Source organism: Williamsia phyllosphaerae (genome assembly GCF_014635305.1).
GTDB lineage: Bacteria > Actinomycetota > Actinomycetes > Mycobacteriales > Mycobacteriaceae > Williamsia_A > Williamsia_A phyllosphaerae.
Window position 1 is genome coordinate 773,331 of sequence record NZ_BMCS01000003.1, and the last position, 14,604, is coordinate 787,934.

General features: G+C 67.6%; 11 protein-coding genes. 5 read left to right on the forward strand and 6 right to left on the reverse strand.

Features of this window, described 5'->3' with window-relative positions; translation table 11 throughout:
• Positions 1 to 20 precede the first annotated feature (20 nt).
• Complete coding sequence (locus tag IEV93_RS22180) at positions 21 to 317, forward strand: DUF503 domain-containing protein (protein WP_188493072.1); 297 nt, start codon at positions 21 to 23, stop codon at positions 315 to 317.
• 15 nt (positions 318 to 332) lie between these two features.
• On the opposite strand, the gene IEV93_RS22185 is transcribed toward IEV93_RS22180, so the two are convergent.
• The 3 genes from IEV93_RS22185 to IEV93_RS22195 all read right to left on the reverse strand — a co-directional run bounded on the left by IEV93_RS22185 (position 333) and on the right by IEV93_RS22195 (position 6,071).
• Positions 333 to 3,860 carry an ATP-binding cassette domain-containing protein gene (locus IEV93_RS22185; RefSeq protein WP_188493075.1) on the reverse strand — a complete coding sequence of 1,176 codons (3,528 nt, stop codon included), beginning with the start codon at positions 3,858 to 3,860 and terminating at the stop codon, positions 333 to 335.
• A gap of 67 nt (positions 3,861 to 3,927) precedes the next feature.
• Positions 3,928 to 4,401, reverse strand: coding sequence for an OsmC family protein (locus IEV93_RS22190; protein ID WP_188493077.1), 474 nt, complete (start codon positions 4,399 to 4,401; stop codon positions 3,928 to 3,930).
• A 122-nt stretch (positions 4,402 to 4,523) separates the two neighbouring features.
• Positions 4,524 to 6,071 (reverse strand): carboxylesterase/lipase family protein, encoded by a 1,548-nt coding sequence (locus IEV93_RS22195; protein WP_188493079.1) that lies wholly within the window; start codon positions 6,069 to 6,071, stop codon positions 4,524 to 4,526.
• 62 nt (positions 6,072 to 6,133) lie between these two features.
• Here IEV93_RS22195 and IEV93_RS22200 point away from each other — a divergent pair, with 62 nt between their 5' ends.
• On the forward strand, positions 6,134 to 7,396 hold the full coding sequence (locus IEV93_RS22200; RefSeq protein WP_188493081.1) for a GNAT family N-acetyltransferase: 1,263 nt from the start codon (positions 6,134 to 6,136) through the stop codon (positions 7,394 to 7,396).
• 102 nt (positions 7,397 to 7,498) lie between these two features.
• Positions 7,499 to 8,494, forward strand: a complete 996-nt coding sequence (locus tag IEV93_RS22205; RefSeq protein WP_188493083.1) for a poly(ethylene terephthalate) hydrolase family protein — start codon at positions 7,499 to 7,501, stop codon at positions 8,492 to 8,494.
• Positions 8,495 to 8,500: 6 nt separating this feature from the next.
• Here IEV93_RS22205 and IEV93_RS22210 read toward each other — a convergent pair whose 3' ends face one another.
• Entirely contained in the window at positions 8,501 to 9,472 is a 972-nt protein-coding gene (locus tag IEV93_RS22210; protein ID WP_188493084.1) for an aldo/keto reductase, read from the reverse strand.
• A gap of 147 nt (positions 9,473 to 9,619) precedes the next feature.
• On the opposite strand from IEV93_RS22210, the gene IEV93_RS22215 reads away from it, so the two are divergent.
• Positions 9,620 to 11,146, forward strand: a complete 1,527-nt coding sequence (locus IEV93_RS22215; RefSeq protein ID WP_188493086.1) for an SIR2 family protein — start codon at positions 9,620 to 9,622, stop codon at positions 11,144 to 11,146.
• Between the two features lie 15 nt (positions 11,147 to 11,161).
• Here IEV93_RS22215 and IEV93_RS22220 read toward each other — a convergent pair whose 3' ends face one another.
• Both IEV93_RS22220 and IEV93_RS22225 read right to left on the reverse strand, forming a co-directional pair.
• Complete coding sequence (locus IEV93_RS22220; RefSeq protein ID WP_188493088.1) at positions 11,162 to 12,184, reverse strand: LLM class flavin-dependent oxidoreductase; 1,023 nt, start codon at positions 12,182 to 12,184, stop codon at positions 11,162 to 11,164.
• Between the two features lie 29 nt (positions 12,185 to 12,213).
• Positions 12,214 to 13,029, reverse strand: coding sequence for a shikimate 5-dehydrogenase (locus tag IEV93_RS22225; protein ID WP_188493090.1), 816 nt, complete (start codon positions 13,027 to 13,029; stop codon positions 12,214 to 12,216).
• Between the two features lie 164 nt (positions 13,030 to 13,193).
• On the opposite strand from IEV93_RS22225, the gene IEV93_RS22230 reads away from it, so the two are divergent.
• On the forward strand, positions 13,194 to 14,585 hold the full coding sequence (locus IEV93_RS22230) for an ABC1 kinase family protein (RefSeq protein WP_188493092.1): 1,392 nt from the start codon (positions 13,194 to 13,196) through the stop codon (positions 14,583 to 14,585).
• Positions 14,586 to 14,604 lie beyond the last annotated feature (19 nt).

Below are 14,604 nucleotides of genomic sequence, written 5' to 3' on the forward strand. Positions count from 1 at the left end.
CTGCACGTAGGATTGCCGCGATGTGGATTGGGTGGATCGAGTTCGACTTCCTGTTGGGAGACGTGCACTCGCTGAAAGAGAAACGTTCCCTGGTGCGGCCGATCGTCTCGGAGATGAGCCGAAAGTTCTCCGTCTCGGCCGCGGAGGTCGATCACACCGATCTGCACCGCCGTGCCGGAATCGGCGCGTCGGTCGTCAGCGCCGACCGCGTGCACGTCACCGAGGTGATCGATCGTCTCGAACGGCACGGCGCCAGCCGACCCGAGGTGCACCTGGTCTCGGTGCGTCGACGGATCATCCGCGCGGACGAGGTCTGATCCGGTCGCACGAGGTCAGCCCGCCAGGTGTCCCCACTCGTCGGAGAGCCGGGTCCACGGTCCGGTCGCGACGATCGCACCGTCGACCAGGACGACGACCCGGTCGGCCTGGGCCAGGGCCGCACGCTTGGACGTTGACCCCAGCACCGTGATGCCCCGGTCGCGCAGTGCGGCCCACAGCTCGACCTCGGTGGTGGCATCGAGCGCACTCGAGACGTCATCGGCCAGAAGCAGTTCCGGCTCGATCGCCAGCGCGCGGGCCAGCGCCAGTCGCTGCACCTGACCGCCGGACAGTCGGACACCGCGGTGCCCGACGACCGAGTCGACACCGCCGGCCGCGGCGACATCGGGCTCGAGACGGGCGTCGGCCACCGCACGGTCGATCGGCCGGTCGTGGTCGAGGCGGACGTTGTCGGCGAACGTCCCCGACAGCACCCGGGGAACCTGCGCCACATGCGCGACCTGCCCCGGCCGGAGGAACGTCTGGGCGTCAACGATGTCCGCGTCGTTCCACCGGATGACGCCGGTGTGGCCCACCAGCCCGCACAGGCTCGCGAGGAGGCTGGACTTCCCCGAACCCACCTGGCCGAGGAGCAACACGAGCTCCCCCGCCTCGACCGTGAGGTCGACGCCGGAGACACCGCGGGTGCCGTCGTCGTGCACCGCGGACACGTCGCGCAGTTCGAGGCGCCGCAGCGGGGTGCGCTGGGTCGGGGCCGGGCGAGGCGCCGTCCCGGCCCACAGGTCGACGCCCGGCGGGATGTCCATGAGGTCGGCGCCGCCGGCGAAGCGGCTCGTCGCCTTCTGCCAGGACCGGGTTCCCGGCGCCTCGGTGATGACCGCTCCGGCGACCCGCCCGAAGTAGTCGAAGCCACCGACCGCACCCGACACCAGTAGCGCCGTCGCCAGATCCCAGCCGTCGAGCAGGTAGACCACCCACGCGGCGACGACACCGAGTTGGACCATGACGACCGGCACCCCGATGAGTACCGACTGCACACGGTGTTCACGGACCGCGGCGTCGACGCGTCCGCCGTCGACGCCGCGCAGGTGTGCGTGGACGTCGTCGGTGGCGGCGGCGAGCTTGACGGTGCGCACGCTCTCCAACGACGACACCAGCGACCGCCCGAAGTGGGCGCGGGTGGCCGATGCGGCCGCGGCCGACCGACCCGCGATCGGGCGCCCGACCACCGACGCCGCGGCCGCGGCGATCATGACCGCGAGCAGGATCGCACCGGCCAGGACGCTGCCGCCGAGGACGGCGGCGGTCACGACGACGAACAGTCCGTTGGTGACGTCGATCCACCGGTCGGAGTAGCGCAGGAAACGGTCGGAGTCGAGTACCCGCGACATCACCTCGCCGGGCGGTGTCCGCGGCAACCCGTGTTGCCGGGTCTGCGCCTCGAGCACGGTCATCCGGATCCGCAGCGACGCCGCGCTCCACCACGGCAGGAATCGTCGGATCGCCGCCGCGAGGGTGATCGGGTTGGCCAGCAGGACGATCACCAGGGAGACGGTCAGCGTGACCGGCGTCTCACCGCGCTGCAGGTTCTGCACGACGTGACCCCAGACGTAGCCGGTCAGCGCACCGGTCGCCCCGAGGATCGCGTTCACGGCGAACAACGCACATCCGAGAAGTCCCCACGTCGGGTGGACTCGGATGATGTGGGCGATCCCGCGCGTCAGGCTCGGTCCGTCACCGACATCGACGATCTCGGGCGGCGGGCCTTGACGTCGCACACCGCCGATGGCACCCGCATCGGCGCCGGTCGGTTCCTTGTGCAGTGCGGGCCGTTCGACCGCGTCGGTACCGGCGGCGTCGAGGAGTCTCCGGAACGGTCCGGGTCGGGACTCGAGTTCGGTGCGCGGGCCCTGGTCGATGATGTGGCCGCGTTCGAGCACCGCGACCTGGTCGGCGCGGGTCACGGTGGAGAGCCGGTGCGCGATGAGGATGCCGGTGCGGTCGGCGAGAAGCCGGTCGGCGGCGCGGACCACGCGCGCCTCGGTGAGCGGGTCCATCCGCGCGGTCGCCTCGTCGAGGATCACCACGCGCACGTCGCGGACGAGCAACCGCGCGAACGCGACGAGTTGCTCCTCGCCCGCCGACAACGTCGTCCCGCCGGGTCCGAGAACCGTGTCGAGTCCGTCGGGCAGGCCGTCCACCCACGCGGTGAGGTCCAGTTCGTCGACCGCCCCCTGCAGACGGTTTCGCGGCAACGCCGCGAACAGTGCGATGTTGTCCGCCAGGGTCCCCGCGAGGATCTCGGTCCGTTGGGTCACCACGCCGACCGACGACCGCAGCTGGTGCAGGTCGAGATCGAGGACGTCGACCCCGCCGACGAACAACGACCCGGGCTCGGGATCGACCGCGCGCGAGACCAGCGAAGCGAGCGTCGACTTGCCCGATCCGGTCCGTCCGACGAGCGCGCATGTGCTGCCCGCCGGCACGGTCAGGTCGATGCCGTCGAGGGCGAACACCCCCTCGGCATAGGCGAAGCGCAGGTCACGCAGCACGATGTCGACGGGCCCGTCGGGGATGGGTTGCCCACCAACGGGTTCGGGATCAGTACCCACCAGCTGTCGGAGCCGGATGATCGCACCCATGCCCGCCTGCAGTTCGGGGAGGTGACGTGCGAGTTGGTTGATCTGACCGATGAGGCCGGAGCTGACGAGGAAGAGCGTGACCAGGCTCGCGACGTCGAGGTCGTTGTCGGCCACGAGCGCCACCCCCGCGACGACGACTCCGCCGAGCAGCGCGTGCAGCAGTCCTCCACAACGGATGGCGATGCGCGACTCCACGGCGATGACGGCCCGGAAACGATCCTGGATGGTGCCGGAGATCTCCGCGACCCGACGCAACAGGTACGCCTGGCCCATGCTGGTGCGCATGTCGTCCCGGGCGGCGATGCCCTCCTCCATCGCCGCAGCGTGGTCGGTCCAGGCGATCTCCTCGGCGACCTTGCGGTCCCGCAGTTCACGCAGAAGTGGACGGATCACCAGGATCGCGATCGGCCCCAGGACGGGGAAGATGATCCAGGCCGGCCACCACGTCAGGCCCGCGACGATCCACATCGGCAGCGTCGAGAAGACGGTGCGCATGGCGTCCCACACCTGCAGACGCACCAGCGTCCCGACCTCGTGGGTGTCGTCGTCGACCCGGTCGAGCACCTCCCCGACGGCCTGCTCGGACAACCGTTCCAACGGCTGGTGCAGTGCAGCGGTGAGGAGGTCGTCGCGGAGCCGACCCTCGGCACGGTCGGCGATCGCGGCCCAGACGGTGCGGCCGGCGGTGTCGAGGACGGCGTAGCCGACCAGGCAGGAGGCCAGCAGCGCGATGGCGGCGCCGGTCGGGTTGGCTGCGACGCGACCGATGATCACCGTGCCGATCGACTGCAGGATCGCGGCGATCGCCAACGCGACGAGCGCGACGTACGCCGCCGGTCTGCGCAACCGACGCCAGTCCACGGTCGGCGCGGGCACGACGACAGCGCCCACGCGGGGCGTGGGCGCTGTCGTGGACGGTCGCGATGTCGTGGCGGTCATTGTTAGAAACGCTACGCACCACCACTGACAACGGCACCTGCTTTTTGCCGGGTGCCGCTGTGGCGGGTCAGGCCAGCGAGTTCTGCTTCCAGTTGTTGTGGAACTCGAGGCCGCTGCGCACGAACAGCTGGGTCACGGGGCAGCGACGCTCGACCTCGGAGACGAACGTCGTGAACTGCTCCTCGGTGGCGTCGGTCTCGACGGTGGCATCGACCGAGACCTTCTCGAAGTTGGAGTTGCCCTCCTCGCCCTTGACCAGCACAAGGGTGTCGAGGTCGCCCTGGATGGTGAAGGTGAACTTGCCCAGCGTGATGCCCAGGTCCTTGGCGACCAACGCGGCGGTCACCTGGTTGCACGACGTGAGCGCACCGAGCGCGTAGAACAGCGGGCTCGGCGCCTCGTCCTTGCCACCGAACGCGGGGTAGGCGTCGGTGTGGAACTCGTGCTTGTTGTCACCCTGGGAGACGAGCGTCTGGGCCACTCCGGTGCCCTCCGCCTCGATCACGAACGGGACGACGCTTGCACGGATGGTCGATGTCACAACGGACTCCTCATGTCGATTAGGGATACGTAATCAGTGTCCCGGGTGCAGGGCGGCGACGCACCATTGCGTTCACCCCGATCCGAACCGTGCAGGTCGGAATACCGGCGAGGCGATCGTGGTCAGGGGAAGCTGAGAACGTCGTCGCCCCAGGCCTTCCGCAGGTCGTGGTCGAGGTCGTGCACCGCGCGATCGTTCCGATCGATGACGAGACTCGCGCGGTCGCCGGAGTCGTAGGGCCGCCACACCGGGGCATCCGGCACGCCGTTGGGATCACCGCTCACCGCGAAGTTCAACCACCGACGCTGCATGCGCGCCGACACGGCCTTGCCCGCCGACAGGCCGCCGAGCTTGAACGTGATGTCCTTGCGCCCGCTGACCAGATTGCCGAAGACGTACGGCAGTTCGGTCGCATGGGTCGCGCCGACACGAAGGAGTCGGAACAGCGGCGTCGCCCAGTCGAATCGGTAGAGGAAGACCGGCGCGATCGCACTGTGCCCCTCGGCCAACCAGACCGTGGGCATCCGGAAGCCGATGTCCCGGGCGACCGCCATCCCCTTGCCCTTTTTTCGGACGCCGGCGTATGCCGCGAGGATGTCCGCCTCGTGTGGGATGGCGAGTTCGGGTCGTTCGACCGCGATCTGCGCGAACATCGCCCGGATGGCGTCGGGCGTGATGGGGATGAGCGGCGACTTCATCAGTTTGAACAGTGCCGCCTCGTCCTTGTTGGTGCCGATCAGCAGCGGCACCGGGAGCGCCTTTCCCGCGCGGAACACCTCCAGCGGGTAGTCGGGCACCAGGTCGCGGTCCACGACCGGCGCGAACGCGAGTGTCCCCGGAGCGCTCGTCGGGATGTCGTCGAACAGTCGGAACGTGGCCTTGGCGACGGCGTCGGTGGGCACGCCGCGCAAGCGACCGATGTCGGCGGGCGCGATGCCGATGTCATCGAGGAACATCTCGGCGATGCGGGTGGCGCGCGCACCGTCGTAGACCGACGTCGCGGGCGAGCTCTGCGCGATCGCGCGGTGGAACAACCCCGCCGCCGACGGGACGGTCATGAGGGTGGTGACCATGCCGCCACCGGCGGACTCCCCGAACACGGTGACCTGAGCCGGGTCGCCGCCGAACGCACTGATGTTGTCGCGTACCCACTGCAGGGCCGAGATCACGTCGCGCAGTGCGAGGTTGGAGTCGAAGGGGTGCTCGTCGGTGCCGAAAGCGGACAGGTCGAGGAACCCGAATGCCCCCAACCGGTAGTTCACCGTGACGACGACGACGTCCCCACGCTCGACCATCGCCGCGGCGTCGTAGAGGGGTTGGGTGGTCGATCCGAGGATGTAGGCACCCCCGTGGATCCAGACCATGACCGGCTTGGGGTCGTCGACGGTCGTCGCCGAAGCGGCGGTGACGTTGAGGGTCAGGCAGTCCTCGTCCTTCGTGACATCCGGACCGAGGTCGATGACGGGGATGTCGGGCTGCGGCGCGACGGCACCGAATCGGGTGGCGTCGGCGACGTCGGTCCACGGCTCGGGTGGCACCGGTGCGCGCCAGCGCAGTTCGCCTGTCGGCGGGGCCGCATAGCGGATCCCCTTCCACACACGGGTCCGTCCGTCATCGGTTCCGCGTACCGGTCCGTTGCTGGTGTCGACCACAGCTCGATCCGACGTCATCGGTCCATACTGCCTCCTAAACCTGTGGCGTCCGACGTTGACGACGCCTTAACGTCGGCACGATGACGACCGAACTGCGAACCCATCAAGCCCGGTCGCGCGCGATCGCCGACGAGGAACGGACGGTCGCGTGGATCCGAGCGGTGGTGTTCGGCTTCAACGAACCGGAGTACAGCGACGAGGGCATCGGTCGATGGCTCGGCGCATTCATCGACCAGGACGCGCGGATGCGAGGCGTTCATGACCTGCGGACTGGCGGGCTGCGGGACGACAGGGTGCCGGTGGCGACGCTGGGGAGCTGGGACACGACCGTCAACGTCGGCGGAACCCTGCTGCCCGCGAACGCGATCAGCGACGTCACCACCCGCACCTCGCACCGCAGGCGCGGTCTGCTTCGGCAGATGATGACGGCCGACCTGACCGAGGCAGCCCAACGCGGTATGCCGCTGGCCGCGCTGACGGTCAGCGAGTCGGGCATCTACCGCCGGTTCGGATTCGGTCCCGCGGTGCAGAAAAACCAGATCCGCGTGCGGACCGACGCGTCGTTCCGGGTCACGACACCGTCGACCGGTCGGATCGAGATGGTTGATCGTGGCGTCTATCTCGACCGCGTAAGGGCACTGTTCGACGACTACCACCAGCGCACACCCGGGTCGGTCGACCGTGGCCCGGCTGCAGACGACGTGCTTGCCGGCCTGGACCAGCCGACCGGAAAGCCGCAGCCGGGCTTCAGGTACGCCCTGCACCTCGATGACGACAACCGGTGTGATGGCGCGGTCGCATACAAGCTCCTCGAGGAGGACAGCAGCGCCGAGGTCCGCGACCTCGTCGCACCGAACCCCGCGGTGGGCGTGGCGCTGTGGGATTTCCTCGGCCACTCCGACCTCATCCGGACCATCACTCAGCGCCGCGCCCGGGTAGACGACCCGCTGCGCTACGCCCTGGCCGAACCCGATGTCTACACCGTCGAGAACCGCCGCGACTTCCTGTGGTTGCGCGTGCTCGATGTCGCTGCGGTGCTGACCGCCCGCAGTTACCTGACCGACGGCGAGATCACGCTGAGCGTGCACGACGAGCAGGATTTCGCAGAGGGCACCTACCGACTCGTGGCGAGCAACGGCAGGGGTGAGGTCGAGCGGATCGGCGATGACACCGACATCAATGCTGACGTCACACTGGATGTCGCCGCACTGGGATCGGTCCTGCTCGGCGGAATCGGCGTGCGGACCATTGCGGCCGCCGGGCACATCCGTGGACAGCGCGTCGAGGACTTCGCCCGGCTGATGGTGTGCACCGGCGCCCCCGCGTCCATCACCCCGTTCTGATCGCTGCTCGCTCGAGTTTCGGGTTCACCAACCTGGACGTACGGTTGCCGAAAGAAAATCGACGATCGGGACGGGAGTGTGGGTGCGGTGGTGGCCAGGGTGATGGCTGTGGTGTTCGCGGTGGCTCTGATCTCGACCGGTGTCGCGGCGACAGCCGCAGCCGCCCCGACCCCTCGTGCCGGCAGCGCACTGAACACGAATCTCAGCGGACCGGGCCCCTTCTCGGTGGCGGCGACCGCGCGGGTTGCACCGTGCGTCGGACCGGAGGCGGACGCACAGAACGCGGACGCACGCAGACAGGGGGCGTATACCCCGCTGCAGTGCACGTCGGCGGCGCCGATCGGACGCGGTCCCGACACCGGCGTCGACTTCTACTACCCGACCACCGGTGGTGAGCGACCCCTCGTGGAGTTCGTTCCGGGCAGCCGCGCCAACCCCGGGTACTTCGCGCCGCTCGCACGGCACTGGGCGAGTTACGGATTCGTGGTCGCGGTCTCCTACAAGGGCACTGAGATAGCACCGGAGAGCGGGTTCCTTGGCCTTCGCCGGGCGGTCGCCGAGAACGGCGACCGCACCTCACCTCTGTTCGGCCGGATCGACCTGAAAAAGACTGTGCTGGCCGGGCATTCGTCGGGCGCGACCAAGGCCATCGAGGTGGCCGGGATCGCCAACGCGTCGAACGGTGTTCCGGTGCCGGCGACGTTCACCGTCCCGTCGGCGGTGCGTCTGGTCGGCGTGCTGGCCTTGGCGCCCGACGTCTACACCGTGCCCACCCCGGTGCGGGCGCCCACGCTGATCGCCACCGGCACCGCGGACAAGGCGTCGAACGCCGCCCGGATCCAGCCGCTCGTCTACGGCCCGATCACTGGAGCGTCGGCGTGGTTCGTCGTCGCCAGGGGCGCGCCGCACCTCGATGTGGTCAACCCGCTGAGCAGGTATCCACTGACCGGTGTCGCGGTGCAGTTCCTGCGGTTCGTCACCGGGGATCCCACCGCCTGCCGCAGCTTCGTCGGCCCGTCGTGGACCCTGCCCGGCGACGGCGCGTTCGCACGGGTCGTCCGCAACGCGCCGGCCCGCGCGAGTGGCTGCCCCGCCTGATCTCGACTACGCGAAGCCGACGATCGGCCGTGGCCGGTAGTGCTTCTCGAGGGTCTGCACCTCGTCATCGGTGAGCGTCACCGAGGTGGCGGCGACCGCGTCGTCGATGTGACCGACCTTGCTCGCGCCGATGATCGGTGCGGTGACGATCGGCTTGTTCAGCACCCAGGACAGCGCGATCTGCGCGCGCGGGACACCGTGTGCCTCGGCGATCTCGGTGACGGCCTCGACGGTGCGACGGTCACCGTCGTCGTACAGGGTGGCGCCGAACTTGTCGGTGTCGCTGCGCTTGGTGGTCGTGTCCCAGTCGCGGGTCAGACGACCGCGGGCCAGCGGACTCCACGGGATGACCCCGACACCCTGGTCGGCGCACAGCGGATGCATCTCACGCTCTTCCTCGCGGTAGAGCAGGTTGTAGTGGTCCTGCATCGAGATGAACTTTGTCCAACCATAGGCCTCGGCGGTGTACTGCGCCTTGGAGAACTGCCACGCGTACATCGACGACGCGCCGATGTAGCGGACCTTTCCCGCCTTGACCACGTCGTGCAACGCCTCCATCGTCTCCGCGATCGGGGTCGTGTGGTCCCACCGGTGCGTTTGGTACAGGTCGATGTAGTCGGTGCCGAGTCGCTGCAGGCTGGCGTCGACCTCGGCCATGATCGCCTTGCGCGACAGGCCGACCTCGTATGGCGACGGGCGGCCGTTGTGGAACACCTTGGTGGCGATGACGACGTCGTCGCGGTTGACGAAACTCTTCAGCGCCCGACCGACGATCTCCTCGCTCGACCCGGCGGAGTACGAGTTGGCGGTGTCGAAGAAGTTGATGCCCGCGTCGATCGCGTGCTTGATGATCGGCCGCGAGTCGTCCTCGGTGAGCGTCCACTCGTGCGCTCCGCGATCGGGCTGGCCGAAGGTCATGCAGCCCAGGCAGATCTGCGAGACACGCAGTCCGCTCGACCCCAGGTTCACGTACTCCATCGAAAATTCCCCTCGTCACGGCAGCCGGTGATCGATCCGGCGCACACCAGTCGACGGTAGCGCCGCCGGTGTACGGCGTGACGGTCACATGCCTGCGCGGTCGGCGACACACCAGCACGAAGGGTCTGGTTCGGGTTGACTACAGACGTGAACGGACACTTCTTCGTACTTCGAGGCGACCTCACCCAGTTGAAATGCGACGCCATTCTCGTGCCGTGCGACGGCGCGTGGAATGTGGTCTGGGACCACTGGTCTGCTCTGTTGCAGGAGCACGAATTCGACTTCAGCATGAGCGGGGCCCGTCTGCGGAACGCGACCTCCGCCGATCACTTTTGCGACGTATCGCCCAGCGAAGGACGAACCATACGGCTCGTGATGACAACCTTCGGCACCCGCGGCCATCAATCAGTCGCGAAGAGCGTCGCTGACGCCATCAGATCCCTTGCACAAGATCGCACTTTCCAACCCGGTCGGGTGAAGCCGCTGATCGCGCTGCCATTGGTCGGCACTGGGTTCGGCGGACTACAGCACCGTCGGGGCGAGCTGATCAAGGCGTTGCTGCCCGCTCTCGCCGAGGTCGCAGAGGAGGCGGACGCAGATGTGGCTCTGGTCTTGTTCGACAGCCGCGACCATGCCGCGGTGCAGAGTCAGCGACCAGAAGAGCATTGGGATGGATTCGACCCCGCCCACCTGGAGATCGCAGACAACCTCGGTCGAAGAGCAGCACACAAGGAGCTTTCCCTGTTCCTGGGATCCGGGGTCAGTGTCCCACTCGGACTCCCCGACTGGCGAGGTTTGTTGTCCGAGGTCAGCGGCAGGCAGCCCAAACGATTTTCGCCCACAGAGGCTCCGGAAATCGCGCAGGAGATCGCAGACGAACTGGGCCACGTCGAGTTTCACAAGACAGTTGCCGAGAGGCTGGAGACGATGGGAGTCGCTCCGGCACACCTACTCCTTGCCGGACTCGGCGTACGCCAGGCCGTGACAACAAATTACGACACCGCTTATGAAGCTGCGCTGACCACGACGTTGGGCGTCGATCGTTTCCAAGTTCTGACTCGTGAGCTGGCCGCCCAACCCAAACCCTGGCTTCTGAAAATCCACGGCGATGTCGCCGACCCCGCAACGATTGTCATCACGTCCGACGACTACACAGTTCTCACAGAGCAACGTGGGGCACTGCACGCGGTGGTCGAGTCGTTGTTGATGACCAGCCACCTGATGTTCGTGGGCTACAGCATGGGGGATCCCGATTTCGTCGAGTCGGCCGACCGAGTTCGGACCGTTCGCGAACTGGCGTCACACGAGACGAAGAATGACTTCGCCACCATCCTCGCCCTACATCCCGGTGCAGTCTCCACGCATCCGGACTTTCGCACAGTCGCGATGTCGCCCGGCCAGAACGACAAAGACGCTGCGCGAACCTTGGAGATCTTCCTCGACCGGATCTCGTGGGCCGCGTCGCAACACAGCGACGGATCACACTCCTACTTGCTGGACCCGAACTACGAGGACCTACTCGCTGAAGACCCTGACAACACGCGGCTACGCGACCTGTTGGCCGAGTTGGTGGCCCTCCCAGCCAACGACCCTGCCCGCCGGAGTACCGGGTGGAAATTTGTTCAGAACCTCATCACCGAACTCGGTGGCCCCACACCCCACGAGGCGGGCTGACTGCACAAGGCTTGGTCATGCACTCGGTGTCCAGCCGAGGGCAGGCCCGAGGTGGGTCGCCATGTCGGAGATGATCTGGACGTAGTCGGCCGGTTCGAACGAGAACGGCAGTGCGAAGGCGACTTCCGAGGCGCGTTGGAAGCCGGCGTGGGCGTAGAGCTTCTCGGCGAGTTCGTCGGACGGTCCGACAAGATCGGGCGCGAAGAGCATCTTGCGCGGACCCTGCGGGGTGAGGGTCCGTTCGAAACGCGACTCGGCGTAGTCCTGGTAGCGCCGGATCTGATCGGGCGTCGCGGTGTCGGTGGGGATGACGACCAATCCCTGCGAGACGCGGGCGCGGGCCGGGTCCGGGTGGCTGGCGAGGTAGGCGTCGATTTGCTCGCCCTGGATGGTCGCGAAATCCGCGGAATCACTTCCCTCGCTGGTCACCACCGACGACGTCAGATAGTTCAGCTGCTGCTGCCCGGCCCAGATCGCCGAGCTCAGACCACCGCCGTACCAGACGCGGTCGACGAGACCGGGCGAGTGCGGCTGCACGCGACGGGAGAAGTTCTCGATGCCGACCGTTCCCTCGAAGGGACTGACCGGATCGCCCCGCAGGCAGTGCAGCAACCGCAGGACGCGTTCCTTCGAAAAATCCTCCACGTCATGGGTGTCGGGGTACAGCGCCGCCTTGTAGTCGTCGTACCGCATCGGTGTCCCCACCGAGACGCCTGGGTTGACGCGGCCGTCGGACAGGAGATCCACCGTCGCCAGGTCCTCTGCGAGTCGGAAGGGGTTCTCCAGACCCAGCGGGATGACCGCCGTACCCAGCTCGATCCGACTGGTCTTCATCGCCGCAGCGGCCATCACCGCCACCGGGGAGGAGATCCCGAACTGCAGGTGCCGGTCACGCAGCCACACGCTGTCGAAACCGAGGTCCTCGGCCCGTTGGATCACTTCGATGGTCTCGAGATGCCCCTCGCGCGGCGACGCCTCGTCGAACCGTCCGATGGTCAGGAAGCCGAGCTTGGTCAGCGGCTCACCTCTACGCGGCATGGTTGATCCTCTCTGTCGTCGTCACCCGATCACTCCCACCGCGAGAAATCGGACGCTCGCGCGATCTGATCCGGGGTGATCGACACACCCGTGTAGCGCTCGAATTGCCGGGCGGCCTGCAAGGCGATCACGTCGGCACCGGTGATCACGGGTTTGCGCGCGGCGCGCGCCTCACGGATCAGGGGTGTCTCGGGCGGGAACGCGACGACGTCGAACACGACGTCGGCGGCACGAACGTGTTCGGTGGAGAACGACAGTTCGTCGGCTTCGGGGCCGTTCATACCCACGGGCGTGACGTTGACGATCACGCCGGGACCGGGAGCCGGGTCGTCTGCGACCCACCGGTAGCCGTATTTGTCCGCGAGAGCCGAACCGGCGGCCTCGTTGCGGGCCAGCAAGGTGAGGTCGTCGAAGCCGGCGTGCCGGAACGCCGCGACGACGGCTTTGGCCATCCCACCCGATCCGCGGACCAGCACGGGCAGCGCAGTGTCCAGCTCGTGGTCGTCGATGAGGGTCGCGACCGCCTCGAAGTCGGTGTTCGACGCCGTGAGCCGACCGCCGTCGTTGACGATGGTGTTCACCGACTCGATCGCCGCCGCCGACGGCTCGATGTCGTCGACGAGAGCGATAACCTCCTCCTTGAACGGCATCGACACCGAGCAACCGCGGAACCCGAGAGCCCGTACCCCACGGATCGCGCCCTCGATGTCGTCGGTGGCGAACGCCTTGTAGACGAAATCCAGGCCCAGTTCCTCGTAGAGGAAGTTGTGGAATCGGGTCCCGATGTTCGAGGGCCTGCCCGACAGCGAGATGCACACGGTCGTGTCCTTGTTCAGAATCGGCATACGGGCCATCTTTCCTGTGTCGGATCCTTCACGGGTCGGTGAGTCGCTCGAATCGATCACAAAAGTCGCCGAGCCGTTTGACGGATGCTGCGTTCAACGGAACCATCGGTCGATGCGTCCGTACGATCGGACGACCCCATCTGTCCCCGATGCGACCCGAGAAAATGACCTCACCGTTGCCCGAACCCGTTCCCACCAGCGCCGACACCGACACAAGCGCGATCGAGGTGGCACACGGCACACTCGCCGAGCCGTCCCGGTTGCCACACGTGTCACCGGTGGCCGAGGTCCGACGCGTGGGCGCGACCGCCTTCCAGATCGCACGCGGGGTCACCGAGTTCGCGGTCGGCTACCGACCGTCACAGTCCGTGGCGCCCCGCGCGGCGCGTGAGGTGCGCGATGTCTTCGAGCGCCTCGGGCCTACCTACGTGAAGCTCGGACAGCTCATCGCATCGAGCCCCGGTGTCTTCACCCCGACCCTCTCGCGCGAGTTCGAGACCCTCCTCGACCGGGTCGCACCCGCCGCACCCGAGGTGATCGATGCCGTCCTCACCGCCGCACTCGGCGCCTCCCCGTCGACCGTGTTCGCCGACTTCGACCCGGCGCCCATCGCGTCCGCCTCCATCGCGCAGGTCCATACCGCGACGCTGCACACCGGCGAGCGCGTCGTGGTCAAGGTGCAGCGCCCCGGGATCACAACGCGACTGGCCGCCGATGTCGCCATCCTCGAACGGGTCGCCCAGCTCGTCGAGCTCTCGCCGTACGGCCGCATGCTCAGTGCGTCGGACGTCGTCGACGACTTCGCCACCGGTCTGGCCGCGGAGGTCGATTTCCGCAACGAGGCCCAGGCAATGGACGACTTCGTCGCCGGTCTTGCGGGCACACCTCTGGCCGACCGGGTCCGCGTGCCGAAGGTCCATCACGAGTTCACCACCCGCGAGGTGCTCACGATGGAGTACGTCGACGCGCTGCGCATCGACGACGCCCGCGCAATCCGCGCCGCCGGACATGACGGCACCGACATCGTCCGCACGCTGTTGCTGTCGTTTCTGGAGTCCGCGTTCCACGGCGGCACCTTCCACGGAGACCTCCACGCGGGCAACGTCCTCGTCGACGAGAAAGGTCGACTGGTCCTGATCGACTTCGGCATCGTGGGTCGCTTCGATCCGCGCACCCGACGCATCATGCGGCGCCTCGTCGGAGACCTGTTCCTGCGCAACGACTACGAAGCAGCCGGTCGAGCCCTGTTCACCCTCGGCGCGGTGCGCAAACCCGGTGGCACCCGCGAGGGCGCCAAGGACATGCGTCGATTCACCGCTCCCCTCGCCGGCAAGGACCTCGGCGGGATGTCCTACACCGCGCTCGGCAGCCAGCTCGCCGCGCTGGCCAAGGCGTACGACCTCAAGCTCCCCCGAGAGCTCGTGCTGGTCGGCAAGCAGCTGCTCTACGTCGAGAAGTACATGAAACTGCTTGCCCCGCAATGGCGTGCTCTCACCGACAAGGAGCTGTTCATGTTCATGAAGAACATGCTCAACGAGGACACCCCCACACGCTGACGCAACCCACGACGCCGAG

Bases quoted from the DNA above. Each gene is read 5' to 3' on its own strand.
- IEV93_RS22180 (WP_188493072.1), top strand. From the start codon at position 21: ATGTGGATTGGGTGGATCGAGTTCGACTTCCTGTTGGGAGACGTGCAC.
- IEV93_RS22185 (WP_188493075.1), bottom strand. From the start codon at position 3,860: ATGACCGCCACGACATCGCGACCGTCCACGACAGCGCCCACGCCCCGC.
- IEV93_RS22195 (WP_188493079.1), bottom strand. From the start codon at position 6,071: ATGACGTCGGATCGAGCTGTGGTCGACACCAGCAACGGACCGGTACGC.
- IEV93_RS22200 (WP_188493081.1), top strand. From the start codon at position 6,134: ATGACGACCGAACTGCGAACCCATCAAGCCCGGTCGCGCGCGATCGCC.
- IEV93_RS22205 (WP_188493083.1), top strand. From the start codon at position 7,499: ATGGCTGTGGTGTTCGCGGTGGCTCTGATCTCGACCGGTGTCGCGGCG.
- IEV93_RS22210 (WP_188493084.1), bottom strand. From the start codon at position 9,472: ATGGAGTACGTGAACCTGGGGTCGAGCGGACTGCGTGTCTCGCAGATC.
- IEV93_RS22220 (WP_188493088.1), bottom strand. From the start codon at position 12,184: ATGCCGCGTAGAGGTGAGCCGCTGACCAAGCTCGGCTTCCTGACCATC.
- IEV93_RS22225 (WP_188493090.1), bottom strand. From the start codon at position 13,029: ATGCCGATTCTGAACAAGGACACGACCGTGTGCATCTCGCTGTCGGGC.
- IEV93_RS22230 (WP_188493092.1), top strand. From the start codon at position 13,194: ATGACCTCACCGTTGCCCGAACCCGTTCCCACCAGCGCCGACACCGAC.